Genomic DNA, 25797 nt, shown 5'->3' on the forward strand with positions numbered 1-25797 from the left:
AGATTTTGTTCAGCGCCATCGGACGGATCTTCCGGACTCCCGACTTGCGCCGGAAGATCGTGTTCACACTCGCGATCGTTTCGCTGTTCCGGTTGGGGTCTTTCATCCCCGCGCCCTTCGTTGACTTCAACAACGTGCAGGCCTGCCTCGTGGCAAACCAGGCGAGCAGCGGAGGCAACGGCCTCTACGACATGATCAACCTGTTTAGCGGCGGTGCGCTGCTGCAGCTCTCGATCTTCGCGCTCGGCATCATGCCCTACATCACGGCATCGATCATCACGCAGCTGCTCCGCGTGGTCATCCCGCACTTCGAGGCACTCCACAAGGAGGGTCAGGCGGGCCAGAGCAAGCTGACGCAGTACACGCGCTACCTCACCATCGCACTCGCGATTCTCCAGTCGACCACGCTGATCACCGTCGCGCGCTCGGGCCAGCTCTTCGGCTCGCTCGCGAACCAGGCCTGCCAGAACCTCGTGTCGCAAGAATGGTGGGCCGTGCTCATCATCATCATCACGATGACGGCCGGCACCGGACTCATCATGTGGTTCGGCGAACTCATCACTGAGCGCGGCATCGGTAACGGCATGTCGCTGCTGATCTTCACGTCGATCGCGGCACAGTTCCCCGGTGCGATGTGGATCATCAAGGAGTCGCGCGGCTGGGAAGTCTTCTTCATAGTTCTCGGCGTCGGCTTGCTGGTCGTGGCAGCGGTGGTCTTTGTCGAGCAGTCGCAGCGCCGCATCCCGGTGCAGTACGCGAAGCGCGTCGTGGGCCGGCGTACCTATGGCGGCAGCAGCACCTACATCCCGATCAAGGTCAACATGGCGGGTGTGATCCCCGTCATCTTCGCGTCGGCGATCCTCTACCTGCCGATGCTCATCACGCAGTTCAACCAGCCCAAGATCGGTGAAGACCCGAAGCCGTGGGTCGTCTGGATTCAGAACAACCTCGTGCTCGGCGACCAGCCGTTCTACATGCTCGTGTTCTTCCTGCTCGTCATCGGGTTCACATTCTTCTACGTGCAGATCACCTTCAACCCTGAAGAGGTCTCCGACAACATGAAGCAGTACGGCGGCTTCATTCCCGGTATCCGTGCTGGTCGTCCGACTGCCGAGTACCTCAACTACGTGCTGACGCGCATTACGAGCGCTGGCTCGCTCTACCTCGGTGTCATCGCACTGCTTCCGCTTGTCGCCCTGTCGTTCTTCGGTGCGAACCAGAACTTCCCCTTCGGCGGTTCCTCGATTCTCATCATCGTGGGCGTCGGCCTTGAGACGGTAAAGCAGATCGATGCCCAGCTGCAGCAGCGCCACTACGAAGGGCTTCTCAAGTGACTGAGACCACCACCACGCGACTGCTCATCATCGGCCCTCCCGGGGCCGGCAAGGGCACGCAAGCCGGCAAGATCGCGGAACGCTACGGAGTGCCGGCGATTTCGACCGGTGACATCTTCCGCGCGAACATCAAGGGTGGCACGGAGCTCGGCAAGCAGGTGCAGGCCATCATCGAACAGGGTGAACTCGTTCCCGACTCGCTGACGAATGACATCGTCGCCGACCGTCTGACGCAGGCCGACGCGGCCTCCGGGTTCTTGCTCGACGGGTATCCGCGCACCGTTGATCAGGTACACGCGCTCGACGGCATGCTCGACGGCTCCTCGCTCGATGCGGTCGTGCTGATCGAAGCCGATGTCGACGAGGTCGTTGCCCGTCTGCTCAAGCGAGCTCAGGTCGAGGGTCGCGCAGACGATACCGAAGAAGTGATTCGCCACCGGCAAGACGTGTACGCCGCGCAGACTGCGCCGCTCGTCGAGCTGTTCTCGGAGCGGGGCATTCTCCTCTCCGTCGACGGAATCGGCAGCGTGGATGCCGTCGCGGAACGTATCGCCAGTGGGCTCGACGCTCAGCTCGGCGCCCGCGTCGCCTCCTAGATCGTGAGTCCGCGCGGGTTCCTGCGCCGGTCGATCTACAAGTCGCCGGCGCAACTCCGATTGATGATTGAGCCTGGGCTCGCGACAGCTGCAGCGCTTACCGCGATGCGCGAGGCGGTGCGACCGGGAATCACGACGCTCGAACTCGACGCAATCGCGGAATCCGCAATTCGCGCTCGTGGCGGTGCGCCGAACTTCATGCTCGAGCCCGGGTACCGACACACCATATGCGCGAACGTCAACGAACACGTAGTGCACGCGATTCCGACCGAGCGTCCGCTCGCCGCGGGCGACATCGTGGCGCTCGACGCGGGTGCGGTGGTCGGCGGGTGGCACGGCGATGCGGCGTTCACCGCGGTACTTCCTGACTTTGCCGACGATGCGCGCACTGCGGCGAACCAGCGTCTCAGCGAGGTCACCGAGCAAGCGATGTGGCGCGGCATCGCGCGGCTCGCCACTGCCAAGCACCTGAACGAGGTCGGGGCCGCAGTGTCGAGCTACGTGCGGGCACAGAGCGACTACGGGGTGCTTGAGGACTACATCGGGCACGGTATCGGTCGCTCCATGCATGAAGACCCCCCGGTGTTCAACGTGCCGACGCGACGCCGGGGCCCCGAAGTCAAGCCGGGACTGGTGGTCGCGATCGAGCCCATCATCTCCGCAGGAGGCATCGAGACGGACGTCGAAGACGATGACTGGACCGTGACCATGTCTGACGGATCGATGAGCGCTCAGTGGGAGCACACAGTCGCCGTACATGAGCATGGCATCTGGGTGCTGACGGCCGAAGACGGGGGAGCCAGTGGGCTCGCTCCACTGGGCGTGCATCCGGTGCCGATTCCCTAGCCCTGCTGAACCATTCGTTCGCAGCACGACGGGCCGTTCTCGGCTTTACAAAATGAGACACGCCCGGTACGCTTGATCTTTGGTGCTTTGCGCCTGTTTTTGCGTTCTCGTTTTCGAGACGGTTGAGCGGGAGTCAAGCATTCGCATGACCAGTACACCTACGCAAGCGATAGTGAGGCTATGGCCAAGAAAGACGGCGTCATCGAGATCGAGGGACACATTGTCGAGGCTCTGCCCAACGCGATGTTCCGCGTCGAGCTGACCAACGGACACAAGGTGCTCGCTCATATCTCGGGCAAGATGCGCCAGCACTACATCCGTATCCTCCCTGAGGACCGCGTGATCGTGGAGCTGACGCCCTACGATCTGACCCGCGGCCGCATCGTCTACCGCTACAAGTAGGTCGCTGGGAAGTAACGACTCGCGGCACCCCGCGAGTACGAGGACAGCGAAATACACGAAGGAAACATCATGAAGGTCAACCCCAGCGTCAAGCCGATCTGCGATCACTGCAAGGTCATCCGTCGCCACGGGCGCGTCATGGTGATCTGCAAGAGCAACCCGCGCCACAAGCAGCGCCAGGGTTAAGCCCCGGCGATGGCGGCTGAAGATTCGTCCGCAGTCGGCACGCGCTCTCGCAGAGCACACAACTGAATCACCGATCCAGCGCATCGAAGAACCCACCGGGTCACCGGTGGGGGACACCTCGGGACAGAGGCCCGGACCCCCGGTGCGCACCACACCTCTACAATCCGCAAGGAGAGCCAACATGGCACGTCTCGCAGGAGTAGACATCCCACGCGACAAGCGCGTTGAGATTGCACTCACTTACATCTACGGCGTCGGGCGCACCAGCGCACTGAAGACCCTCGCCGACACCGAGATCGACGGCAACATCCGCGTCAAGGATCTGTCCGACGAGCAGCTCGTCGCGCTTCGCGATTACATCGAAGCCAACTTCAAGGTTGAGGGCGATCTCCGCCGCGAGGTCACTGCTGACATCCGCCGCAAGGTTGAGATCGGCAGCTACCAGGGGCTCCGCCACCGTAAGGGCCTGCCTGTGCACGGTCAGCGCACCAAGACGAACGCTCGTACCCGTAAGGGCCCGAAGCGCACCGTCGCCGGCAAGAAGAAGTAATCGCCGGTCCGTTAGACCTACACACAGAGCTTTTCAGGAGAACACTCAATGGCTGCACCAAAGACCGCGGCTCGCAAGCCGCGTCGCAAGGATAAGAAGAACGTTGCTGTGGGCCAGGCCCACATCAAGTCGACGTTCAACAACACGATCGTTTCGATCACGGACACCACCGGTGCTGTGATCAGCTGGGCTTCCTCGGGCGGCGTGGGCTTCAAGGGCTCGCGCAAGTCGACCCCGTTCGCCGCGCAGCTCGCAGCTGAGTCGGCTGCTCGCAAGGCACAGGAGCACGGCATGAAGAAGGTTGACGTCTTCGTCAAGGGTCCGGGTTCGGGCCGCGAGACCGCGATCCGCTCGCTGCAGGCCGCCGGCCTCGAGGTGGGCTCGATCAACGACGTGACACCGCAGACCCACAACGGCTGCCGTCCGCCGAAGCGTCGCCGCGTCTGAGTGGAACGCTGCGCCGGCTCCGGCCGGCGCAGCTGCCGCTCCCGGCGGCGATCCGCCTCTTCTCGCGCTGGCCTTCCCAGCGCTTCAGGCCACTTCACTCCCGATACCGCATGAGTCATATAGCGGACTCCAGCGAAAGGATCACACACCGTGCTGATTGCACAGCGACCCACTCTGACTGAAGAATCCATCTCCGAGTACCGTTCGCGCTTCGCCATCGAGCCGCTCGAGCCCGGCTTCGGCTACACGCTCGGCAACTCGCTGCGGCGCACGCTGCTGTCGTCGATTCCCGGCGCAGCGGTCACCAGCGTCCGCTTCGAGGGCGTTGCTCACGAGTTCACGACCATTCAGGGCGTGACCGAGGACGTCACCGAGATCATCCTGAACATCAAGGATCTCGTCGTCTCGAGCGAGCATGATGAGCCCATCACCGCGTACCTGCGTAAGACGGGAGCCGGCGAGGTTACTGCTGCCGACATCTCTGCTCCCGCCGGTGTCGAGGTGCACAACCCCGAGCTCGTCATCGCGACGCTCGGTGATTCGGCGCAGTTCGAGCTCGAGCTCACCATCGAGCGCGGCCGCGGCTACGTCTCCGCAGCGCAGAACCGCAATGAGGATGCCGAGGTCGGTCGTATTCCGGTCGACTCGATCTACTCGCCCGTGCTCAAGGTGACCTACCGCGTCGAGGCGACTCGTGCCGGTGAGCGCACCGACTTCGATCGCCTGGTGGTCGATGTTGAGACGAAGCCGGCGATCGGCCCCCGCGATGCCATCGCGTCGGCTGGTTCGACGCTGGTCGAGCTGTTCGGTCTTGCACGCGAGTTGAACACCGCTGCCGAGGGCGTCGAGATCGGCCCCGCGCCGGTTGAGGTCGTCACCGAGGGCGAGCTGTCGATTCCGATCGAGGATCTCGATCTGTCGGTGCGCAGCTACAACTGCCTGAAGCGCGAGGGCATCAACACGGTGAGCGAGCTCGTAGCGCTCTCCGAGGCCCAGCTGATGAACATCCGCAACTTCGGCCAGAAGTCTGTATTCGAGGTGCGCGACAAGCTCACCGAGATGGGCCTCTCGCTGAAGGACGCAGTGCCCGGGTTCGACGGCGCGCAGTTCTACAGCTACGAAGACGACAACAACTAACGATCCGGCATCGCTGGCCTGATCGCACACTTACTGGAGTAAACAATGCCCAAGCCCAACAAGGGCCCCCGCCTCGGAGGCGGCCCCGCACACGAGCGTCTGATGCTCAACCAGCTGGCTTCGCAGCTCTTCGAGCACAAGCGCATCCAGACGACGGAGACGAAGGCCAAGCGCCTCCAGCCCGTCGCCGAGCGTCTCGTGACCTTCGCAAAGCGCGGAGACCTGCACGCACGCCGTCGCGTCATGCGTCAGATCCTCGACAAGTCGGTCGTGCACGAGCTCTTCACCGAGATCGCGCCGCTGGTCGAGAACCGCGAGGGCGGCTACACCCGCATCATCAAGACCGGTTTCCGCAAGGGTGACAATGCTCCCCTCGCAGTGATCGAGCTCGTGCTTGAGCCGGTTGCTCCGAAGCCCAAGGCGAAGAAGGCAGCCGCTGAGAAGCCGGCCGCCGAGGTCGTCGAAGAGGCTCCGGCCGAGGAGACCGCTGAGGTCACCGAAGCTGCTGAGGAGACCACCGAGGCCGCTGCCGAGGAGAAGGCCGAGTAATTCGAGCCCGGTTCCGTCACGAAACCCCCGTCGCAATGCGACGGGGGTTTCGTGCGTTCGGGCACGACACGCCCGTTCATCGGCGTGCACGTGCCGTTCACCCGCAGGGCAACTGGCAGGGGTATGGACGTAACTCCCGCACCGTAGCGTCGTGATGGTCGCCTGGTCCACGGGCTGACGCAAGCCGCCGGATCACGCCGGCGCCCCGGAGTCGCGCGATGCGGTTCCGTCAGTCACGGAGAAACTGGTGCCCCAGAAACGATCACAACGCTTGTGCGCCGCAGCTGCCATCGCAGCTGTCGCGGCAGCACCGCTCATCGCGACACCCGCGTACGCCGCCCCCGACGGATCAGGGGTGGTGATCAATGAGATCTATGCTGCCGGTGGCAACGGGGGAGCCGTTCTGAACGCCGACTTCGTGGAACTCGCGAACCCCACGGCATCGCCGATCAGTCTCGAGGGTTGGTCGCTCCAGTACCGGTCAGGGACGTCGACGAACCCGGCATCGGGTTCGAACGTGATGCCACTGCGAGGGTCGATTCCCGCGCAGGGTTCGTTCCTGATCACCGGAACGGTCGGGGCGAACGGCGCGGCAGTTGCCGGCGCGGATCTCGCGACGAGCCTGGCAGCGGGTGCCGGCGGTGGTCAGATCGTGTTGGCGAAGACGACGTCGCCCATTGCGGTCGGTGCCGAAGGTGATGCCACCACCGTTGCCGACTTCGTGGGCTACGGCAGCGCCACACGGTTCGAGGGGGCGGGGGCAGCCCCGGCTCCCTCGACCACGGCAAGCATCGAACGCACGGCGACGGCCGACTCGGATGACAACGCTGCGGACTTTGTCGCTGTCGCCCCATCACCCACGGGATCGGGGCAGGAGCCCACGGTCGAACCCGAACCTGAGGTGCCGGCCGATGTCACCCCGATCGCCCAGATTCAGGGCACCGGACCGACGAGCCCGCTGGCGGGAACACAGGTCAAGACCCGCGGCATCGTGACCGCGGTGTACCCGACGGGTGGTTTCGCCGGCTACACGATCCAGACCCCGGGAACCGGCGGCGACGTCGATCCGGCAACGCACACCGCTTCGGAGGCGGTCTTCGTCTATTCGAGCGCAACGGTCGCTGAGGCGTCTGTGGGTAGCTACGTGGAGGTGACCGGTGCGGTTTCGGAGTTCAACGGGCTGACCGAGATCACCGTGGCCGCGGGCGGTCTGGTATCGGTCGCGGAAGAGGTCGCACCGGTCGTGCCGGCCGCGATCCCGTTCCCGAAGACGGATGCCGAGCGCGAGGTTTTCGAGAGCATGCTTATCGCGCCGCAGGGCGCTTTTACAGTCTCTGACACGTACGACACCAACTTCTACGGTGAGATCGGCCTCGCTGCCGACAGCTCCCCGCTGCTCAACCCGACGGCCGCCGGTCTCCCCGGCAGCGAGGCGTACACGGCGGCTCAATCGCGCAATGCCGAGATCGGCGTACTGCTCGACGACGGCGCGAGCATCAACTTCAACTCGACGGCGAACAAGGGGGTGCCACTGCCGTATCTCTCGACCACGGCCCCCGTGCGCGTCGGCGCTCCGGTGACCTTCACTGCTCCTGTGGTGCTCGACTACCGCAATGGAGCCTGGAAGTTCCAGCCGACCACGCAGCTGACGCCCGACAACGCGGCGACGGTGCAGCCGGCAACGTTCGCGAACACGCGCACGGAGCACCCGGATGAGGTCGGCGGCGACGTGCGGCTGGCCGGCTTCAACGTGCTGAACTACTTCACGACGTTCGGCGTCGACATTGCGGGCTGCGAGGCCTACACGGATCGCGCGGGCAACAAGATCGCCGTGAGCAAGGGCTGCGATGCGCGCGGTGCCTGGGACCAGGCGAACTTCGACCGTCAGCAGGGCAAGGTCGTCGTCGCGATCAACGCGCTCGATGCGAACGTGATCTCGCTCGAGGAGATCGAGAACTCGGCGCGGTTCGGTCAGGATCGCGATGCAACACTGGCGAACCTCGTCGCTGCGCTGAACGCCGATTCGGGCCTCACCGGTGGCGACTGGGATTACGTACGATCGCCCGCCGAGCTGCCGCAGAACGAGGACGTGATCCGCACGGCCTTCATCTTCAAGAAGGAGTCGATCGCGCCGGTCGACGCATCGGTGATTCTGACTGATTCGCCCGCGTTTGCGAATGCACGCGAGCCGCTCGCGCAGCACTTCTCCGTGACGGGAACTGACACCGATTTCGTGGTCGTCGCGAACCACTTCAAGTCGAAGGGCGACAGCACCCCTGCAGCAACCGGTGACAACGCCGACCTGAAGGATGGCGTCGGCGCATTCAACGGCGATCGTACCCGCCAGGCCGAGGCGCTGGTGACTTTCGCGGCCGACATGGAGGAGCAGGCGGGCACTGACCGCGTCTTCCTCGTGGGCGACTTCAACTCGTACGCGGGTGAGCAGCCGATCCAGACGATTCTGGGGGCCGACTACGTCAGCCAGGGCGCGAAGACCGGCAAGGAGACCTACACCTACGACGGTGCGGTGGGATCCCTCGACTACATCTTCGCCTCGCCGAGTGCGGAGAAGCTCGTCACCGGAGCGGACATCTGGAACATCAACTCCGTCGAAGCCGTTGCACTCGAGTACAGCCGCTACAACTACAACGCGCTCGACCTGTTCGCCGAGGGCCCGTACCGCTCGTCCGACCACGACCCGATCGTGGTCGGCATCTCGGCAGAGGGTGCTGCGTCGGAAACCACGCAGCTCAACTTCCTGAACATCAACGACTTCCACGGGCGTATCGACGCCAACACGGTGAAGTTCGCGGGCACGGTCGAGGGGCTGCGCGCCGAGTACCCCGACAGCAGCGTGCTGCTCTCGAACGGTGACAACATCGGTGCATCGCTCTTCGCCTCGTCGGTGGCGCAGGATCAGCCGACGCTCGACGTGCTGAACGTGCTGGGCGTCGCCGCGTCGTCGGCGGGCAACCATGAGTTCGATCAGGGCTACGACGACCTCGACGGTCGCGTGAAAGCCGCCGCCCAGTTCCCGTACCTCGCGGCGAACGTGACGCGCGACGGCAAGCCCGCCGTGCAGGAGTACGAGATCATCGAGGTCGACGGCGTGAAGGTCGGCGTCATCGGCGCGATCACGCAGGAGACGCCGGCGCTCGTATCGCCCGGTGGCATCGAAGGCCTGACCTTCGGCGATCCGGTGGCCGCGGTGAACCGCGTCGCGGCGCAGCTCACCGACGGCGACCCGGAGAACGGCGAGGCCGACGTCATCGTCGCCGAGTACCACGAGGGCGCTGCCGGCGGCAACGCCGAGCAGTCGTCGCTCGAGCAGGAACTCGCTGCCGGAGGCGTCTTCGAACGCATCGTGAACGAGACGAGCCCCGCGGTCGACGTGATCTACAACGGTCACACGCACGCGGAGTACGCCTGGAACGCCCCCGTGCCCGGCGCGACCGACGGCAGCACCCGCCCGGTGCTGCAGACCGGCAGCTACGGCGCGAACGTCGGCCAGGTCGTGCTCGACTACGATCCGGCAACGGGCGACACGAACGCCACCGTCACCCGCAATGTGCCGCGCGTCACCACCGATGAAGCCGTCTTGGTCGCGGGATCGCCGGTAGTTGCCGAGGTCGACGGCATTGTGCGCGAGGCGCTCGCGAACGCCGCTGAGATCGGCAACCAGCCGATCAGCGAGGCGACCGCCGACATCACGACGGCCTTCACCGGCGAGACGCGTGATGATCGCGGTTCGGAGTCGACGCTCGGCAACTTCGTCGCGGACGCGCTGCTCTCGAGCCTGTCGTCGTCAGACCGTGGCGGTGCCGAGATCGGCGTCGTCAACCCGGGTGGGCTCCGCGCGGAGCTCGAAGCCGGTGAGATTACCTACGCCGAGGCGAACGCGGTGCTCCCGTTCCTGAACAACCTGTGGACCACAACGCTGACCGGCGCGCAGTTCAAGACGGCGCTGGAGCAGCAGTGGCAGCGCACGGCCGAGGGCGCGGTGCCTTCGAAGCCGTACCTGCAGCTCGGCCTGTCGAAGAACGTCAGCTACACGTTCGATGAGACGCGCGAAGAGGGCGATCGCATCACCAGCATCATGGTGAACGGGGCGCCGATCGATCCGGAGCGCGAGTACCGGATCGGCTCCTTCAGCTTCCTGCTGCAGGGCGGCGACAACTTCCGCGAGTTCGCAAACGGAGTGGACACCAAAGACACGGGTCTCGTCGATCGCGACGCCTGGATCGAGTACCTGCGCGCGAACAGCCCGGTGTCACCGAGCTACGACCGTCGCTCGGTGCAGATCAGTGGTCTGCCGACCGGCTCGGTCGAGCCCGGGCAGACGCTCAGCCTGCAGTTCTCGAAGCTGGATCTGACGTCGCGCGGCGTGCCCGCGAACACGCAGGTCTCGGCCTCGATCGCTGCGGACTCGGGTGCCGTTGCTCGCGCGGCTGCTGCAGCCGCGACTCCGCTCGCCACGGCTCCGGTCGTGGATGGCGCGGCGACCCTGGAGTTCGCGATCCCGGCAGACCTCGCGGGGGCCGCAACCCTCACCATCGCCACCGATGTCAGCGGCACGACCGTGACGGTGCCAGTGCAGGTCGACGCCCCGGTCACCGGCGCGGAGGGCGGCGCCAACGGTACCGCGGGTGGTGCCGCGGATGGCGCCGCAGACGGTGCAGGAGCCGCTGCCGACGGAGCATCGGGCGCGGGAGCCGCGGCCGAGGGCGCCGGATCGGCGGCCGGTACGGGCACGAGCGGAGCCGCAGGCACGAACGCCGCGAATGCGACTGACGGTTCGCAGGCTTCTGGCTCGGCGGCTTCCGGCACATCTGCGAACGGATCGCTGGCGTCGACCGGTGGCATGAGCCCCTGGTTCGCTGCAGCAGGAGCAGCCGCGCTGCTGGCGCTCGGAGGTGCCGTGCTCGTCGCACGTCGCGCGCGCATGGAGCGCTGACGGCCGGGTGATCCTCACCTGAGCCACCGGCTCGGTTCGGCCCCGCACCTCGTTCGAAGGTGCGGGGCCGAACTCGTCTCACCGGCGGGGAAGCCCGTACCCGATGCCCTCGCCAGGGCGCTGCAGATCGTCGAGTGCCTGCTGCACGCACGCCGCGTAGAGCTCGCCCCCGTTGGGGTTGGGGTGAATACCATCGCCCGCGAGCGCCGAGCTGGGAGCGCGAGAGATGGAACCGTTCCAGTCCGCGACGACGACGCCGCGATGGGCATCGGCGTACTCGGCGAGTGCTGCATTGACGCCGGGAATCCAATCTCGGTCGGCATGGGCGTTCACCAGTACGAGCGGGCGCCCCTGCGCGCTCGCACGGAGCGCATCGAGTTCGGCAGTGTCGACCGGACCGTTGGTGCCGAGACCCACAACGAGCACCTGCCTAAGCCCGCCGTCTGACGCCAGGCGCTCGGAGAGCTCGACGCCGACGCCCATGCCGCGCGAGACCTCCGCGTCCACGGAGATACCGGGGAAGTGCGCCTCGAGTTCGGGCAGGCTCGCGAGCATCACGGAGTCGCCGATCGCGTTCACCTCCGAACCGGTCGGTGTTGCGGGGGTCGCGGGTGCGCTCGCCGAGGCCTCATCCTCTGGAGCAGGAGCAGCAGGCGACGGGGTCGCGGCTGCGGAATCCTGCACCGCTCGGCCGCGGTCGACGGCGGCCGCACCAGAACTCACCTTCGGCGCCGTGGCGACCGCCACACCCGCAGCCGGCACCGTGGTGAGGAGAACGACCCCGAGCGCGATCGCCACGGTGCGACGGCGCGCGGTGTGATGCGCGGGGCGGAGGAGCATCGCCAGCGATCGGCGCAGCCCGAACCTCCGCACCGGCTCTTCCACGAAGCGGTACGAGAGTGCGGCTGCCGCGACGGTTGCGGCGAGAGTGCACCCCGCGATCCACCATGGCGACACCGCACCGAGCCACGCGGTGATGATGAGCAGCAGCGGCCAGTGCCACAGATAGATGCCGTACGAGCGCTCGCCGATCCAGCGCAGTGGGCGTGCGTCGAGAGCGATGCCCGCCCAGGCGCCCGGGCGTGACACCGCCCACACGGTGACGAGCGCGGCAACGGTTGCCAGCTGGAAGCCGCCCGCAAAGCTCTCCGCGCCCGCTTCGGTGATCGTGAACGCGAGCCAGCCGAGTGTGGCGAGGCCTGCGCACGTGAGCGCGGCGAGCCCGAGCTGCGCGACACGACCGAGCGCAGCCGGAGCCGTGCTCAGGGCGCCGGGCGCGGACGCTTTCGGCGCGGTAAGCATGGCAAGCGCGGCGCCCAGCAGCAGTCCGAACGTGTGCGTGTCCGACCCGAAATACACGCGCGTCGCATCGGCCCCGGTCGCCGCGAGGGTGGCCATGAGCAGGGCTGATGCGACGCCGAGCAGGAGGAGCGGAAGCGCGCGCACCCATCGACGGCGAAACCTCACCAGCGCGAGCAGCAGGAACGGAAGCACCAGGTAGAACTGCTCTTCGATCGAGAGCGACCAAGTATTTCGGAAGAGTTCGGGAGTGTCTGCTGAGAAGTAGTCGGCGCCCGCCGAGATTGACGTCCAGTTGCTCACGAACAGGGCGGCGCCGACGACCTGGCGTCCGATGCCGACGAGCAGGTCGCGCCCGACGAGCAGTGCCAGTGCGGTACAGGTCACCAGTACGAGGCCGAGAGCCGGCAGGAGGCGCCGAGCGCGCCGACGCCAGAATGAGCCGAGCCGCACCCTGCCGCTGGTGCGGTGTTCGCGCAGCAGCAGGGTCGTGATCAAGAAGCCGCTGATCGCGAAGAAGACGTCGACGCCCAGAAAGCCACCGGGCAAGGCTGACGGGAACAGGTGGCAGCCGAGCACCAGGCAGACCGCGATCGCACGGAGACCATCGAGGCCGCCGAGACGGAACGGGCGTGCGGCGGGTGAGGCTGTCTGCTGCGGGGTCATAGGCGAAGGATCGGGCGCGCGGGCGCGCGCCTCGGCCATCCAGTGTACGCACGAGACACGAGTGCGCGCTGCGTCTGGCAGGATCATGGGTATGCCCGACGCCGATCTGACTCGCCTGCGCCTCGACCTGGCGTACGACGGCACGGACTTCGCCGGGTGGGCGATGCAGCCCGGGCTGCGCACGGTGCAGGGCGAGATCGAAGCGGCGATCGCCCAGTTGCTGCGGGTCAAAGCACCCGACTCCGTCCGGCTGACGGTGGGCGGTCGCACCGACGCCGGCGTCCACGCACGCGGCCAGGTCGCGCACGTGGATGTGAGCGCTGCGCACCTGGAGAAGTGGGCGTCGCGGCGGCGCCCGGGTGACCCGGCACCGAGCGAGACCGAGCTCATGCACGTGCGTGCACGCAAGCTCACCGGGGTGCTGAAACGCACGGCACCCGACGTAGTCATCCACTCCGTACGGGCGGTGCCCCCGGAATTCGATGCCCGGTTCGGGGCGCTGCGGCGCCGATACGAGTACCGTCTGCGGGGCGACGGGATGCGCCAGGATCCGCTCACCTCCCGATTCACCGCGCAGATTCCGAGAGCGCTCGATCTCGACCTGATGCAGCGCGCCGCCGACGAGTTGCTCGGGCTCAATGACTTCACGACCTTCTGTAAGGCGCGCGAGGGGGCGACGGCGGTGCGCGACCTGCTCCGCTTCGACTGGCGTCTCACCGATGACGGCGCGTATGCGGCCCGTATCGAGGCAGACGCGTTCTGCCACTCGATGGTGCGCGCGCTGGTCGGTTCCGTGGTCGCCGTCGGCAGCGGACGCCTCGCGCTCGATGACCTGCGCGAGCTCCGCGATGCGCGGACGCGCACGAGTCGCTTCACGGTGATGCCGGCGCTGGGCCTCTCCCTGGAAGAGATCGCCTACCCGGCCGACGACGCACTCGCCGAGCGCGCCGAGGCGACCCGTGCGCGCCGCGAACCGTTGGCGAGCGTCGAACCGGGGGAGTCGACCCCCTCGACGCACTGATCCGGGGGAGTCACGGCACGATCCTGTGCTAAGCTCGTTCCTTGGTGCGCAAGCACCCGATTTGTTGAGCCCTCCATCCGCGCGAGCACCCGTCAGGGACCACGCACCGGAGCGGGATTCACGAACTCCTCCAATTCGACAGAAAGCAGCACTCAAGTGACTCGCACGTATTCACCGAAGGCCGCAGAGCAGAAGCACGACTGGCTGATCATCGACGCCACCGACGTGGTGCTCGGCCGCCTCGCCTCGCACGCAGCAGCTCTGCTCCGCGGCAAGCACAAGACCACGTTCGCCCCCCACATGGACATGGGCGACTACGTCATCATCATCAACGCCGACAAGGTCGTGCTGACGGGCAACAAGGCCGCGAACAAGCGCGCCTACCGCCACTCGGGCTACCCGGGCGGCCTCCGTTCGGTCAGCTACACCGAGCTGCTCGACAAGAACGCCGACCGCGCAGTGGAGAAGGCCATCCGCGGCATGCTCCCCAAGAACTCGCTCGGAGCCGATCTGTTCCGCAAGCTGAAGGTGTACAAGGGTGCCGAGCACCCGCACGCTGCTCAGCAGCCCACCCCCTACACCTTCGGCCAGGTCGCGCAGTAATCGCGCCCCGAAACCTCAGAGAGAGAATTCACAGTGACTGAAGAGCAGACCGTGGCCCCCGAGAGCTACACCACCGAGACGCCGGCCGGCCAGGCCACCGTCGCGACCCCGCGCCCCGCGCTCACCGTTTCGGGTGGAGCCGTCGGCCGCCGCAAGCAGGCCATCGCCCGCGTGCGCCTCGTTCCCGGTGCCGGCACCATGACCGTCAATGGTCGCGAGCTTGCCGAGTACTTCCCGAACAAGCTGCACCAGCAGCTCATCACCGATCCGTTCACCGCACTCGAGCTGGGTGGCTCGTACGACGTGATCGCCCGCATCGTCGGCGGCGGCCCCTCGGGCCAGGCCGGTGCACTGCGCCTCGCGATCGCCCGTGCGCTCAACGAGATCGACGCCGAGCACAATCGCCCGACGCTGAAGAAGGCCGGCTTCCTGAGCCGCGACGCTCGCATCAAGGAGCGCAAGAAGGCCGGTCTCAAGAAGGCGCGCAAGGCGCCTCAGTACTCGAAGCGCTAATCCGGAGCTTCCTGCACATGGGACGCCTGTTTGGCACCGATGGGGTTCGAGGGCTGGCTGGGGTCGATGTGACCGCCGAGCTGGCCCTCAGCCTCGCACGCGCTGCGGCTCTCGTTCTCGGGCGTTCTGCCCGGAGCGAGAGCCGTCGCGCTGTCGCCGTCGTTGCACGCGATCCGCGTGTCTCCGGTGAGTTCATCGCGGCCGCCGTTTCGGCCGGCCTCGCCTCAGCCGGGGTCGACGTGCTCGACGCCGGGGTGATTCCGACGCCGGCCGCGGCGTACCTCGTGGCCGACACCGGAGCCGACTTCGGCGTCATGGTCTCGGCCTCGCACAACGCGGCCCCCGATAACGGCATCAAGTTCTTCGCCGAGGGCGGGCGCAAGCTCCCCGACGACGTGGAAGATCAGATCGAAGCTGCGATCGATGGTGCGACCGTCGCCGTCACCGGCCGCGAGGTCGGCCGCATTCGCCGATTCGCCGATGCCGAAGATCGCTATTTGGTGCACCTGTTGGGCACGCTCGAGGGCCTGCGGCTCGACGGCATCCACGTCGTGCTCGACTGCGCGCACGGCGCCGCAGCCGGCATCTCTCCCGACGTCTTCACCGACGCCGGCGCGAAGGTCACGGTGATCGGCAACGATCCCGACGGCTTCAACATCAACGACGGCGTCGGATCGACCTACCTCGAGCCGCTGCGCGCGGCCGTGCGCGAGCACGGCGCAGACCTCGGCATCGCCCACGACGGCGACGCTGACCGCTGCCTCGCGGTCGACGCTGCCGGTGACGTCGTGGACGGCGACAAGATCATGGCGATCCTCGCGCTGTCGATGGCACGTCGTGGCAAGCTCGAACGCAACACGCTCGTCGCCACCGTGATGTCGAACCTGGGGCTCAAGCTTGCGATGGCCGACAACGGCATCGACGTGGTCGAGACGGGAGTCGGCGACCGCTACGTGCTCGAAGCCATCAATGCCGAGGGTTACTCGCTCGGCGGGGAGCAGTCGGGCCACGTCATCATGAGCGATCATGCGACGACGGGCGACGGCATCCTCACGGGCCTGCACATTGCCGCCGAGATCGTGCGCAGCGGGCAGACCCTCGCCGAACTCGCGCAGTGCATGACGGTGTACCCGCAGGTGCTCGTCAACGTGCGCGGCGTCGACCGTACCGGTGTGCACGGCGATGAAGTGCTGCAGCAGGCCGTCAGCCAGGCCGAGATCGCGCTCGCGGGCAAGGGGCGGGTGCTGCTGCGCCCCTCCGGCACCGAGCCGGTCGTACGCGTGATGGTCGAGGCCGAGCACGAAGAGCAGGCTCAGCGTCTCGCCGACGACCTCGCACAGGTTGTGCTGGAGCGTCTCGCCGTCTGAATCGCATCCGTGAGCAAGGAGCGTCCGGACCCGCCACGTGCGGGCCAGGGCGCTCCTTGCGTTTCGGCTCAGTACCAGTGCGGGTCGCGTGCCTGCCAGGTGTTCCACGCATTGCACGGAGTGCCGTAGACCGACTGGATGTACGCGAGACCCCAGTCGACCTGAGTGTTTCCGTTCGTCAGCCAATCTGCGCCAGCAGTCGCCATCTTCTCGGCGGGCAGAGACTGGGGAATGCCGTACGCGCCGCTCCAGGGGTTCAGCGCGTCAGCGCGCCAATCGGACTCGCCCGTCCAGAGCGAGACAAGGCACGAGAACTGATCGTCGCCCCATCCGTACGCTGGCAACACCGATCGAGCGTGCGCCTGAGCGCCGGCGGGATCCACGACGACCGAGCCGCCACCTGAGCCACCAGAGCCTGATCCGCCGGAATCGCCCCCGCCGCCACTTGAGCCGCCACCCGTACCGTCATTCTCCTGCTGCTCCTGCTGCTGCCGCGCGGCTTCCTCGCGCGCACGCTCCTGTTCGGCAGCCTGCTCGGCGACCTGCACGCCGATCTGATAGCGCCGTTCGACATCGGCGGTGGTGCCGCGCAGCGACGCCAACTGTGCGTACATCGTGTCGCTGCGTTCGTCGGCGAGCGCGACCGCCTGTTGCGCCGTGTGCGCTGCCGCTGCCGCGTCGGCGGCGGCAGCATCGGCGGCCTGGGAGAGGCGCTCGCGTTCTGCGGCAGCGTCGGCGGCCTGCTCGTTCAATGAGGCGGCGTTATTCACTTGCGATGCCGCGCGCTCGGCGATGCCGTTCCAGGTGCCCGACACCTGCGTCGCCATTCCGATCTTCGCCATGAAGTCTTCGGGGTTCTGTGCGTCAGCGAGCGCGCTGGCACTCGCAAGACCCGTCCCGTTCGTGTACAGCCACGACACCATGCGTCCGAGTGCCTCATCGTTGTCGGCGAACTCGTGCTCGGAGGCCTCGATCTGTTGCTGCAACGACGCTTCCTTCGCCTGCGCGAGCTGCAGATCGTGGTTCGCCGCCCTGGCGACTGCCGTCGCATCCGCGGCCGCAGCGGTCGCCGTGCTGGCCTCGCCTTGCGCGCGCTGGAGCGCGCGCTGCAGCTGTGCGTATTCGGCCTGGGAATCGCTTTCGGACTGCTTCGCCGCCTGTACTTCTTCCCAGGTCGGATAATCGTCGGCGCTCTGCTCCACCGCGAGGGCCGGAAGAGTGCCGGTGACGACGATCGCGGCCGCGAGTGCGGCTGCCGCAGTGTGGCGGAGGAGACGGGGGCGACGCATGGAGCCCAGGGTAGACCTTCAGTCTGAGGCCTACACCTTTCTCAGAAGCACCTTCTGCACCCGGTGGTCTGATTCCTTGCGGAGCACGAGACTGGCGCGTGCGCGCGTCGGTCGGATATTCGCGACGAGATTCGGTTCATTGATGTTATTCCAGAATTCATCTGCCACCGCGACGGCGGCGTCATCGTCGATCGAGGCGAAGCGCTTGAAGTGCGAACTCGGGTTCGCAAACGCGCTTTCGCGCAGCTGCAAGAAGCGATGCCGGTACCAGCGTTGAATGTCGGCCGTGCGCGCGTCGACATAGACGGAGAAATCGAAGAGGTCACTGACGGCGAGCGGATGATCCATCGACGCGGGCTGCAGCACGTTGAGGCCTTCGACGATGAGAATGTCGGGGCGTCGCACAATGGTGAACTCGTCGGGCACGATGTCGTACACGAGATGGCTGTAGTGCGGTGCGCGGACCTCGGCGACGCCGGCTTTGACCTGGGAGACGAATCGCAGGAGCGCTCGGCGGTCATAAGATTCGGGGAAGCCCTTGCGATGCGCGATGCCGCGCCGCTCGAGCTCGGCATTGGGGTAGAGAAACCCATCGGTCGTGATCAGTTCGACGTGAGGGGTCTCCGGCCAGCGCGCAAGCAGATCGCGCAGGATGCGCGCGACGGTCGACTTGCCAACGGCGACCGACCCGGCGATGCCGATCACGAACGGGCTCGGCTGCTCATCCGCGCGCTGCAAGAACCCGCGGGTGCGCTGGTGCATCTCACGAGCAGCAATTGCGTACTGGTTGATGAGCCGGCTGAGCGGCCGGTACACCTGCGAGACCTCGGCCAGATCGAGGGGCTCTCCGAGGCCCCGGAACGCCGCGATCTCCCCTTCTGTCAACGGCATCGGAGTCTCACCGGCGAGCCTCGCCCACTCGTCTCGGTCGATCTCGGTGAAGGGCGAGGTGAACTCGGGTCGCACCAGTGCGTGGGTGTCGGTCGAGACGTCGCCGCTACGGGGTGTCAGGGTGTTCTTGGTCATCGTGCATCAATGCTGCCACTAAACTATGGGCCATGTGTGGAATCGTCGGATATGTCGGCCCTAACGACACCGTTGAAGTACTGCTCAACGGACTGCGTCGCCTCGAGTACCGCGGCTACGATTCGGCCGGAGTCGCAGTCGCGGACTCCGCCGGAACGCTGTCGGTGCGCAAGCGCTCGGGCAAGCTCGCCCGTCTTGAAGAACTGTTGGAGGCCAGCCCGCTCGACGCGGCCGGCACAGGTATCGGCCACACGCGGTGGGCAACCCACGGCGGCCCGACCGATGTCAATGCGCATCCGCACCTCGGAGACGATGGCAAGCTCGCACTCATCCATAACGGCATCGTCGAGAACTTCGCCGAGCTTCGAGCCGAACTCGAGGCCGACGACATTGAACTGCTGAGCGAGACCGATACCGAGGTGGTAGCGGCGCTGTTGGGCCTCGAGGTGGCTCGCCAGGGCGATCTCGAAACCGCGTTCCGCTCGGTGGTCGGGCGCCTGCACGGCACCTTCACTCTGCTCGCGATGCACCGCGATGAGCCCGGCAAGATCGTCTCGGCGCGTCACCATTCGCCGCTCGTCGTTGGCCTCGGTGACGGCGAAAACTTCCTCGGCTCGGACGTCGCCGCATTCGTGTCGTCGACGCGTCGCGCCGTCGCCGTGGGCGAAGATAACATCGCCATCATCACGCCCGATGAGGTGCGAATTACCGACTTCGCCGGCGCTCCCATCGAATTCGAGGAGTTCGAGGTTGAGTGGGACGCGGAGGCGGCAGACAAGGGCGGCTGGTCCTCCTTCATGGCGAAGGAGATCACCGAGCAGCCCGACGCGGTCGGCAACACCATTCGCGGGCGCCTCTCGGCCGCGGGCGTCGACATCCCGGAGCTCACGGCGTTGGGTGACGAACGCCTCGCGAACATCGAGCGCATCATCATCATCGCCTGCGGCACCGCGGCCTATGCCGGCCAGGTCGGCGCCTACGCGATTGAGCAGTGGGCGCGCGTGCCCGTCGAGGTGCAGCTCAGCCACGAGTTCCGCTACCGCGACCCGGTGCTCTCCGACCGCACCCTGGTGATCTCGGTCAGCCAGTCGGGCGAGACCATGGACACGCTCATGGCTGTCAAATACGCCCTCGAACGCGGGGTCACCACGATCTCGGTGTGCAACACCCAGAGCGCGACGATTCCGCGCGAGTCGGATGCCGCGGTGTACACACACGCCGGCCCGGAGGTCGCAGTCGCGTCGACCAAGGCCTTCGTCGCGCAGATCACGGCGCTCTACTTGATCGGGCTCCACCTGGGTCGCGTCCGCGGAGCGCTCTCGGCTGAAGACCAGGCCCAGGCCGTCGAACAGTTCGAGGCACTGCCCGCAAAGGTCGCCGAAGCGGTCGACACGCACGATCAGATCGCGCAGCTCGCGCACTGGATGGCCGACACCCGTTCGGTGCTGTTCCTGGGACGTCACGTCGGGTTCCCGATCGCACTCGAGGGCGCACTCAAGCTCAAGGAGATCGCCTACATTCACGCCGAGGGCTTCGCCGCCGGCGAGCTGAAGCACGGGCCGATCGCGCTCATCGATCACGGTCAGCCGGTGTTCGTACTGGTGCCGAGCCCGCGCACCTCGCCGCTCATGCATTCGAAGGTCGTCTCGAACATTCAGGAGATCCGGGCGCGCGGCGCGCGTGTCATCGCCATCGTGGAGAAGGGCGATACCGCCGTGCTGCCGTACGCCGATGACGTGGTCCGCCTTCCGCTGGCGGATGCGTTCTTCGAGCCGCTGCTGCAGGTCGTTCCGCTGCAGTGGTTCGCGCTCGAGCTCTCGTCGGCGAAGGGGCTCGATGTCGACCAGCCGCGCAACCTCGCGAAGTCGGTCACGGTCGAGTAATCGAAGTACCCGCGCCGAACGAGATTCGGTGCGGGGCGTGTGAGGAGCAGGTCATGATTCTCGGCATCGGGGTCGACACGGTCGACATCGCCCGGTTCGAGCGCACGCTCGCGCGTTCGCCGAAGCTGCAGGATCGCCTGTTCACCGTCGGCGAGCGCGAGCGTCCGCTGCATTCACTCGCGGCGCGTTTCGCCGCGAAGGAGGCGCTCATCAAAGCGCTCGGCGGTTCGGGCGAGCTGCGCTGGCACGACATGGAGATCACGCGCGAGCGGGATCGCCCCCCGCAGTTCGTGCCGAGCGAGCGATTGCAGCGCACGCTTGCTGAGCGTGGTGCCGGGCTGCCGCACGTCTCGATGACGCACGACGGCGGGTTTGCGACGGCGTTCGTCGTACTCGAAACCGCGCCCACTGCCGGAGTCGCGGAGTGAGCGCGCAGCGCACTGTCGAGACGCGGCACCCCGATGACCCCGACGCGATGCACGACCTCGGGGTGCAACTCGGGCGTGTGCTCCGCGCCGGCGACCTCGTCATTCTCACGGGGCCGCTGGGCGCGGGGAAGACCACGTTGACGCGGGGGATTGGTGAAGGGCTCGGAGTGCGCGGCCCGGTGCAGAGCCCGACGTTCGTGCTCGCTCGCACCCATCCCTCCCTGAGCGATGGCCCGCCGCTCGTGCACGTCGATGCGTATCGTGTGCGCGATGCCGAAGAACTCGACGATCTCGACCTCGACTTCGAGGGGGCCGTCGTGGTCGCCGAATGGGGGGCCGGTGTCGTCGATACTCGGTCGCACTGGATCGAGATCGTGATCGAGCGCCCGGTCGGAAGCGCCGACGATGATGGATCGGGTGACTCGGCTGGCGCTCCGGCTCAGGACTGGTCTGAGACGCTGGTCGAACCTCGAACGGTGACGATCTCTGCGTGGGGTGCCCGATGGGCAGAAGGAGTGCTGCAATGAGCGAGGTCGCTCCGGAACTCGGCGAGCACGTGCTGCTCGCCATCGACACCGCGATCGGCACGAGTGTGGCCGTGGGGGCGGCCGGCCGCGTCACGGTGGCCTCGAGCGATGACGTGCGCGGTCACGCCGAAGCCATCGGTCTGCTGCTGGAACGGGCATTTGCCGAATCCGGCGTGTCGCCTGTCTCGGTCACCGGCGTCGTCGCCGGGATCGGCCCCGGTCCGTTCACCGGCCTGCGCGTCGGAATCGCCGCCGCGCACGCGTTCGCGACGGGGCGGCGCGTGCCGCTGCTTCCCGTGCAGGGGCATGAGGCGCTGGCGCTTGAGGTCTTGGAGCAGGGGGCCGCTTCGAGCGTCCGCGTAGTGCAAGACGCCCGTCGACGTGAGCTGTTCGTGACGGAGTTCCGTGCGCTGGACTGGGCTGGAATTCCCGAACCGGTCGCGGGGCCTCAGCTCTGGGCTCGCGCGGACTTCGCCGAGCAGCCGGGTGACGTCTGGCCCGAGCGCATTCCCGCGGCGTCGTTGGTGCGTCTCGCCGCGCGCCGGCTCGCGTCGGGCCGGGCATTCGACGACGATCGTGCGCGATACCTGCGGGCTCCGGATGTCGTGCAGCCCGGTGCCCCGAAGCGCGTGTCGACGTGACGAACGGCGATCCGGCACCCCTGGTGATGCGCGACGCGACCTTGGAAGACGTGCCGCATATCTGGGCCCTCGAGGCCGAGGTCTTCGGCGCGGAGGCCTGGAGTGAATCGATGATGCGGGAGGAAGTCACCGGTGACCACCGCACCTACCTCGTGCTCACCGATGCCGGGGGAGCGGTGCGCGGCTACGCCGGTCTCCTCGCCGTGGGAACCGAAGCCGATGTGCAGACGATCGCGCTCTCGGCGTCCGCGCGTGGCGCAGGTGACGGGCGCCGGTTGATGAACGCACTGCTCGACGACGCCGATGCGCGTGGCGTGCGAGAGGTCTTCCTTGAAGTGCGCGCGGACAACCCGGTCGCGCAGCGGCTATACGCCTCACTCGGGTTCGCCGAGATTGGTGTGCGCCCCCACTACTACCAGCCAGATGGCGTGGATGCCGTCGTGATGAAACTTGAGATGCGGCACCGCGAGGGCCGCACGAACGGAGAGGCGGAACGGTCATGACGGTGCGCGAACCGCTCGTGCTCGGCATCGAGACGAGCTGCGACGAAACAGGCGTCGGCATCGTGCGCGGGCGCACCCTGCTCGCAAACGCTATTGCGTCGTCAATGGATGAGCACGCGCGATTCGGAGGCGTCGTGCCCGAAGTGGCGGCGCGTGCGCATCTCGAAGCCATGACGCCGACGATCGAGCGCGCACTCGCCGATGCCGGTGTGCGGCTCGACGAGCTCGATGCGATCGCGGTGACCTCCGGCCCCGGGCTCGCGGGTGCGCTGATGGTCGGCGTCTCCGCGGCGAAGGCGCTCTCGATCGCGCTCGACAAGCCGCTCTACGCGGTGAACCATCTCGTCGGCCATGTCGGCGCCGACCTATTGCACGGCGAGGGATTGCGCGAAGCCGTCGGTGCAGTCGGAGAACTCGAGTTGCCGACCATCGCGCTGCTGGTGTCGGGCGGGCACACCTCGCTGCTGCTCGTGCGGAATCTGGTCGGCGACGTCGAACTGCTCGGGGAGACGATCGACGACGCAGCGGGGGAGGCCTTCGACAAGGTGGCGCGCCTCCTTGGGCTCCCGTATCCCGGTGGCCCGCAGATCGATCGGGTGGCCGCTGATGGTGACCCGAACGCGATTCGCTTTCCGCGCGGCCTCACCCGCCCCAAAGATTTGGAACGTCACCGCTACGACTTCTCCTTCTCGGGGCTGAAGACGTCGGTCGCGCGCTGGGTCGAGCAGCAGGTGTCAGCCGGAGCCGAGGTTCCCGTTGCCGATGTCGCGGCGAGCTTCCGCGAAGCGGTGGCAGACGTGCTGCTCACGAAAGCCATTGCCGCGTGCCACGATCTCGGCGTACCCCGGCTGCTGCTCGGCGGAGGAGTCGTCGCGAACGCACGCGTGCGAGAACTTGCGGCAGAGCGCGCGGCGGCTGCGGGTATTCACCTCCGCGTGCCGCCCCTCTCACTGTGCACCGACAACGGCGCGATGATCGCGTCGCTCGGGGCACAGCTCGTCGCGGCCGGGCATGCGCCCTCGGGGCTCGGGTTCGGGGCAGACTCGACACTGCCGGTGCAGCAGGTGCAAGTCGGGTGAGTAGCGGTCGGCGACGAATTTCGTCGTCGTGCCCGCAGGAAATGCGTGCATCAGTCGAACCTGAGCGTTATCTTTGAAGAGCGAATTGGGGAATACGCCTCATCGATGCTTGATCGAAGGAGAATCATGTCCGACAACCTGCCTGGCAACGAACCCGCTGCGGGACCGGTGCCGCCTGCCGCTCCGAGTGCATCATCGGTGCCGCCGGCTCCGTCCGCGCCCGTCGCTCCGGGAGTGCCGTCCTACGCCGGAGCCCCGGTGCAGAAGAAGGGTCTGGCGCTCTCCGCGCTGATCCTGGGCATTCTGAGCCTCGTCTTCTCGTGGGTGCCGATCGCTGGCGCCGTGGGCGGCATCATCGCGCTCATCCTCGGGATCGTGGCACTCCGCAAGGGACAGTCCAAGGGGCTGTCGCTGACCGGCATCATCACCGGTGCGCTCGCACTGATCATTGGTGCGATCGTGACGATCGGGTTCTTCGTCGCACTGAGCCTGGGTCTGGGCGCCGCTCAGGAGTGCCTGAACGGAGCTGACACCGTGGAGATCGCGGGTCAGACCGTCTCGTGCTCGAGCATCGACTCGTCGGCGTACTAAACCGCGACTCCGCGAATGGCCCCGGAAGCTTCGGCTTCCGGGGCCATTCGCGTCTGCGGCGCACGCCTGCCAGCAGTGCCCGTCAGCAGCGTTCGGTCAGCAGCGTGATGTGCTTGCCGGCCGCATCGCGGGTCAGTACGAGTGTCGCGCTGCGATCGCCTCGGAGTTTCAGCCGTGTGCGCAGCTGCGCCGGGTCGACGTCGGCTCCGCGCTTCTTGATCTCGAGCCGACCGATACCGCGCGCCGCGAGCTCGCGCCGCAGATCCTTCTCGCGAGATGGCAACGTATCGAGCACGCGGAAGGACTGCACGAACGGAGACGCCGTGAGCGTGTCGCTGGTCAGGTAGGCGATGTGCTCATTGAGCATCCCGGCACCGAGCTCGTCGGCGACGGCTCCGATGAGGCGCGCGCGAATCACCGCGCCATCGGGTTCGTGCAGGTAGGAGCCGAGCGTGCGCACCGGTGCGTCGGGAGCATCCGCTGCGGCCGTGAGTTCGTGGGTCTCGGCACCGCGATGCAGCAGCGCGGCACGCTTCACGCCGGTGCGGGCCGCACCGCCGAACCACAGCGCGGTTTCGACGACCTGCCCGTCGACCGAGACCCATTGCGCTTCGGCATCGTCGGGAATGAGGTCGCGGTCGAGCCCCGGCCCCAGCTTCACCCCGACGGGCAACCGGTCTGCGAGGCCGAATGCGAAGTCGAGGGACGGCGAGTAGTCGTCGGGGGAGGCGATGCGGCGGGTGTCGCGATGCCCGGCGGTGCGACGAGCCGGATCGAGAAAGGCGCCGTCGGCGCGATCGAGAGAGAATTGCGTCGCATCCCCGCAGACCACCTCGGGTTCCGGTGCCCCGGTGCTGCGGGCGACGACCCCGAGGTTCGCTGCGGCGAGCCGCGCGGTGAACGGATCGAGTTCGACGGCGATGGCCGAGATGCCTACTTCGAGGAGCGCGATCGACTCCGTGCCGATCCCGCACCCCAAATCTGCGACCCGAGTGCACCCGGCGTCGCGGAATCTGGCGGCGTGGCCGCGAGCAACAACCATGCGGCTCGCCTGCTCGAGGGCGGCAGGGGTGAAGAGCAGGGACCGCGACAGCTCGCCGAACTTCGCGGACGCCTTGCGCTGCAGTGCGCCCTGAGTGAGGACCGCGGCGACCAACTCGGGGGCAGACCCTGCGGCGCGCAGACGACGGTTGAGCGAATCCGCGGTTTCCCCGGCCTCGAGGGCGTTTCCGACCAGCGCGAGCGCTTCGAGGCCGTCCGGGGTCAGCAGAGCGTCCCAGCCCGGCAGGGCGGTGGCAGCAGTCGGCCCCGGGAGCGGATCCCGGGGCCGGTGCGGCTCATGAGCCGATGCGTGCATGCG

Annotated in this window: 25 protein-coding genes; 21 read left to right on the forward strand and 4 right to left on the reverse strand. The window is 67.0% G+C overall.

The genetic code is table 11. The features are described from left to right. The first annotated feature begins 5 nt into the window (after positions 1 to 5). The 10 genes from secY (at position 6) to CH42_RS08725 (ending at position 11001) form a co-directional block, all read left to right on the forward strand. Positions 6 to 1334: a preprotein translocase subunit SecY gene (gene secY / locus CH42_RS08680; protein ID WP_053352807.1), complete on the forward strand. Its 1329-nt coding sequence runs from the start codon at positions 6 to 8 to the stop codon at positions 1332 to 1334. Then, on the forward strand, positions 1331 to 1930 hold the full coding sequence (locus tag CH42_RS08685; protein WP_053352808.1) for an adenylate kinase: 600 nt from the start codon (positions 1331 to 1333) through the stop codon (positions 1928 to 1930). The genes secY and CH42_RS08685 overlap by 4 nt, the downstream gene beginning before the upstream one ends. 3 nt (positions 1931 to 1933) lie before the next feature. Beyond that, positions 1934 to 2776 carry a type I methionyl aminopeptidase gene (gene map / locus CH42_RS08690; RefSeq protein ID WP_053352809.1) on the forward strand — a complete coding sequence of 281 codons (843 nt, stop codon included), beginning with the start codon at positions 1934 to 1936 and terminating at the stop codon, positions 2774 to 2776. Between the two features lie 180 nt (positions 2777 to 2956). Continuing rightward, positions 2957 to 3178, forward strand: coding sequence for a translation initiation factor IF-1 (gene infA, locus CH42_RS08695; RefSeq protein WP_010156420.1), 222 nt, complete (start codon positions 2957 to 2959; stop codon positions 3176 to 3178). 69 nt (positions 3179 to 3247) lie between these two features. Beyond that, positions 3248 to 3364: a 50S ribosomal protein L36 gene (gene rpmJ, locus CH42_RS08700; protein ID WP_005050492.1), complete on the forward strand. Its 117-nt coding sequence runs from the start codon at positions 3248 to 3250 to the stop codon at positions 3362 to 3364. Between the two features lie 181 nt (positions 3365 to 3545). Then, positions 3546 to 3914, forward strand: a complete 369-nt coding sequence (gene rpsM, locus CH42_RS08705; RefSeq protein WP_053352810.1) for a 30S ribosomal protein S13 — start codon at positions 3546 to 3548, stop codon at positions 3912 to 3914. Between the two features lie 48 nt (positions 3915 to 3962). Next, entirely contained in the window at positions 3963 to 4361 is a 399-nt protein-coding gene (rpsK, locus tag CH42_RS08710) for a 30S ribosomal protein S11 (RefSeq protein ID WP_053352811.1), read from the forward strand. 150 nt (positions 4362 to 4511) lie between these two features. Further along, a complete protein-coding gene (locus CH42_RS08715) occupies positions 4512 to 5498 on the forward strand; it encodes a DNA-directed RNA polymerase subunit alpha (RefSeq protein WP_053352812.1) in 987 nt (328 codons plus the stop codon). A gap of 45 nt (positions 5499 to 5543) precedes the next feature. Continuing rightward, positions 5544 to 6047, forward strand: a complete 504-nt coding sequence (rplQ, locus tag CH42_RS08720) for a 50S ribosomal protein L17 (RefSeq protein ID WP_053386926.1) — start codon at positions 5544 to 5546, stop codon at positions 6045 to 6047. A 247-nt stretch (positions 6048 to 6294) separates the two neighbouring features. Further along, positions 6295 to 11001: an ExeM/NucH family extracellular endonuclease gene (locus CH42_RS08725; RefSeq protein WP_239683997.1), complete on the forward strand. Its 4707-nt coding sequence runs from the start codon at positions 6295 to 6297 to the stop codon at positions 10999 to 11001. A gap of 78 nt (positions 11002 to 11079) precedes the next feature. Here CH42_RS08725 and CH42_RS08730 read toward each other — a convergent pair whose 3' ends face one another. Next, positions 11080 to 12966, reverse strand: a complete 1887-nt coding sequence (locus CH42_RS08730; RefSeq protein WP_053352815.1) for an acyltransferase family protein — start codon at positions 12964 to 12966, stop codon at positions 11080 to 11082. 91 nt (positions 12967 to 13057) lie between these two features. Here CH42_RS08730 and CH42_RS08735 point away from each other — a divergent pair, with 91 nt between their 5' ends. The 4 genes from CH42_RS08735 (at position 13058) to glmM (ending at position 16470) form a co-directional block, all read left to right on the forward strand. Continuing rightward, a complete protein-coding gene (locus tag CH42_RS08735) occupies positions 13058 to 13987 on the forward strand; it encodes a tRNA pseudouridine synthase A (protein ID WP_053352816.1) in 930 nt (309 codons plus the stop codon). Positions 13988 to 14143: 156 nt separating this feature from the next. Then, positions 14144 to 14590 carry a 50S ribosomal protein L13 gene (rplM, locus tag CH42_RS08740; protein ID WP_053352817.1) on the forward strand — a complete coding sequence of 149 codons (447 nt, stop codon included), beginning with the start codon at positions 14144 to 14146 and terminating at the stop codon, positions 14588 to 14590. Between the two features lie 33 nt (positions 14591 to 14623). Further along, positions 14624 to 15103 carry a 30S ribosomal protein S9 gene (rpsI, locus tag CH42_RS08745; protein ID WP_053352818.1) on the forward strand — a complete coding sequence of 160 codons (480 nt, stop codon included), beginning with the start codon at positions 14624 to 14626 and terminating at the stop codon, positions 15101 to 15103. A 17-nt stretch (positions 15104 to 15120) separates the two neighbouring features. Further along, positions 15121 to 16470, forward strand: coding sequence for a phosphoglucosamine mutase (gene glmM / locus CH42_RS08750; RefSeq protein ID WP_053352819.1), 1350 nt, complete (start codon positions 15121 to 15123; stop codon positions 16468 to 16470). 68 nt (positions 16471 to 16538) lie between these two features. Here glmM and CH42_RS08755 read toward each other — a convergent pair whose 3' ends face one another. Both CH42_RS08755 and coaA read right to left on the reverse strand, forming a co-directional pair. Continuing rightward, complete coding sequence (locus tag CH42_RS08755; protein WP_053352820.1) at positions 16539 to 17759, reverse strand: aggregation-promoting factor C-terminal-like domain-containing protein; 1221 nt, start codon at positions 17757 to 17759, stop codon at positions 16539 to 16541. 30 nt (positions 17760 to 17789) lie between these two features. After that, the gene (coaA, locus tag CH42_RS08760) at positions 17790 to 18785 is read right to left on the reverse strand and encodes a type I pantothenate kinase (RefSeq protein ID WP_082309372.1); all 996 of its coding nucleotides are present in this window, start codon (positions 18783 to 18785) and stop codon (positions 17790 to 17792) included. 32 nt (positions 18786 to 18817) lie between these two features. Between coaA and glmS the strand changes: the two genes are divergently transcribed. From glmS to CH42_RS08795, 7 genes are all read left to right on the forward strand, one after another. Continuing rightward, positions 18818 to 20668, forward strand: a complete 1851-nt coding sequence (glmS, locus tag CH42_RS08765; RefSeq protein ID WP_053352821.1) for a glutamine--fructose-6-phosphate transaminase (isomerizing) — start codon at positions 18818 to 18820, stop codon at positions 20666 to 20668. Between the two features lie 53 nt (positions 20669 to 20721). Then, complete coding sequence (locus tag CH42_RS08770; protein WP_053352822.1) at positions 20722 to 21096, forward strand: holo-ACP synthase; 375 nt, start codon at positions 20722 to 20724, stop codon at positions 21094 to 21096. Next, positions 21093 to 21623 carry a tRNA (adenosine(37)-N6)-threonylcarbamoyltransferase complex ATPase subunit type 1 TsaE gene (gene tsaE / locus CH42_RS08775; protein ID WP_394325241.1) on the forward strand — a complete coding sequence of 177 codons (531 nt, stop codon included), beginning with the start codon at positions 21093 to 21095 and terminating at the stop codon, positions 21621 to 21623. Before CH42_RS08770 ends, tsaE begins: the two co-directional genes overlap by 4 nt. Next, positions 21620 to 22264, forward strand: a complete 645-nt coding sequence (gene tsaB / locus CH42_RS08780; RefSeq protein WP_239683998.1) for a tRNA (adenosine(37)-N6)-threonylcarbamoyltransferase complex dimerization subunit type 1 TsaB — start codon at positions 21620 to 21622, stop codon at positions 22262 to 22264. The genes tsaE and tsaB overlap by 4 nt, the downstream gene beginning before the upstream one ends. Continuing rightward, positions 22261 to 22767, forward strand: coding sequence for a ribosomal protein S18-alanine N-acetyltransferase (gene rimI / locus CH42_RS08785; RefSeq protein ID WP_394325242.1), 507 nt, complete (start codon positions 22261 to 22263; stop codon positions 22765 to 22767). Before tsaB ends, rimI begins: the two co-directional genes overlap by 4 nt. After that, positions 22764 to 23846, forward strand: coding sequence for a tRNA (adenosine(37)-N6)-threonylcarbamoyltransferase complex transferase subunit TsaD (tsaD, locus tag CH42_RS08790; protein ID WP_053352824.1), 1083 nt, complete (start codon positions 22764 to 22766; stop codon positions 23844 to 23846). Before rimI ends, tsaD begins: the two co-directional genes overlap by 4 nt. 126 nt (positions 23847 to 23972) lie before the next feature. Continuing rightward, complete coding sequence (locus CH42_RS08795) at positions 23973 to 24437, forward strand: DUF4190 domain-containing protein (protein WP_053352825.1); 465 nt, start codon at positions 23973 to 23975, stop codon at positions 24435 to 24437. A gap of 82 nt (positions 24438 to 24519) precedes the next feature. Here CH42_RS08795 and CH42_RS08800 read toward each other — a convergent pair whose 3' ends face one another. Next, on the reverse strand, positions 24520 to 25794 hold the full coding sequence (locus tag CH42_RS08800) for a THUMP-like domain-containing protein (protein WP_162231082.1): 1275 nt from the start codon (positions 25792 to 25794) through the stop codon (positions 24520 to 24522). Between the last annotated feature and the right edge of the window lie 3 nt (positions 25795 to 25797).

The organism is Leucobacter musarum subsp. musarum, from assembly GCF_001273845.1.
GTDB lineage: Bacteria > Actinomycetota > Actinomycetes > Actinomycetales > Microbacteriaceae > Leucobacter > Leucobacter musarum.

What these genes read in the sequence shown, in the direction of transcription:
- infA (WP_010156420.1), top strand. Translation starts at nt 2,957, where the DNA reads ATGGCCAAGAAAGACGGCGTCATCGAGATCGAGGGACACATTGTCGAG.
- rpmJ (WP_005050492.1), top strand. Translation starts at nt 3,248, where the DNA reads ATGAAGGTCAACCCCAGCGTCAAGCCGATCTGCGATCACTGCAAGGTC.
- rpsM (WP_053352810.1), top strand. Translation starts at nt 3,546, where the DNA reads ATGGCACGTCTCGCAGGAGTAGACATCCCACGCGACAAGCGCGTTGAG.
- rpsK (WP_053352811.1), top strand. Translation starts at nt 3,963, where the DNA reads ATGGCTGCACCAAAGACCGCGGCTCGCAAGCCGCGTCGCAAGGATAAG.
- rplQ (WP_053386926.1), top strand. Translation starts at nt 5,544, where the DNA reads ATGCCCAAGCCCAACAAGGGCCCCCGCCTCGGAGGCGGCCCCGCACAC.
- CH42_RS08730 (WP_053352815.1), bottom strand. Translation starts at nt 12,966, where the DNA reads ATGACCCCGCAGCAGACAGCCTCACCCGCCGCACGCCCGTTCCGTCTC.
- CH42_RS08735 (WP_053352816.1), top strand. Translation starts at nt 13,058, where the DNA reads ATGCCCGACGCCGATCTGACTCGCCTGCGCCTCGACCTGGCGTACGAC.
- glmM (WP_053352819.1), top strand. Translation starts at nt 15,121, where the DNA reads ATGGGACGCCTGTTTGGCACCGATGGGGTTCGAGGGCTGGCTGGGGTC.
- CH42_RS08755 (WP_053352820.1), bottom strand. Translation starts at nt 17,759, where the DNA reads ATGCGTCGCCCCCGTCTCCTCCGCCACACTGCGGCAGCCGCACTCGCG.
- coaA (WP_082309372.1), bottom strand. Translation starts at nt 18,785, where the DNA reads ATGACCAAGAACACCCTGACACCCCGTAGCGGCGACGTCTCGACCGAC.
- glmS (WP_053352821.1), top strand. Translation starts at nt 18,818, where the DNA reads ATGTGTGGAATCGTCGGATATGTCGGCCCTAACGACACCGTTGAAGTA.
- CH42_RS08770 (WP_053352822.1), top strand. Translation starts at nt 20,722, where the DNA reads ATGATTCTCGGCATCGGGGTCGACACGGTCGACATCGCCCGGTTCGAG.
- tsaB (WP_239683998.1), top strand. Translation starts at nt 21,620, where the DNA reads ATGAGCGAGGTCGCTCCGGAACTCGGCGAGCACGTGCTGCTCGCCATC.
- tsaD (WP_053352824.1), top strand. Translation starts at nt 22,764, where the DNA reads ATGACGGTGCGCGAACCGCTCGTGCTCGGCATCGAGACGAGCTGCGAC.
- CH42_RS08795 (WP_053352825.1), top strand. Translation starts at nt 23,973, where the DNA reads ATGTCCGACAACCTGCCTGGCAACGAACCCGCTGCGGGACCGGTGCCG.
- CH42_RS08800 (WP_162231082.1), bottom strand. Translation starts at nt 25,794, where the DNA reads ATGCACGCATCGGCTCATGAGCCGCACCGGCCCCGGGATCCGCTCCCG.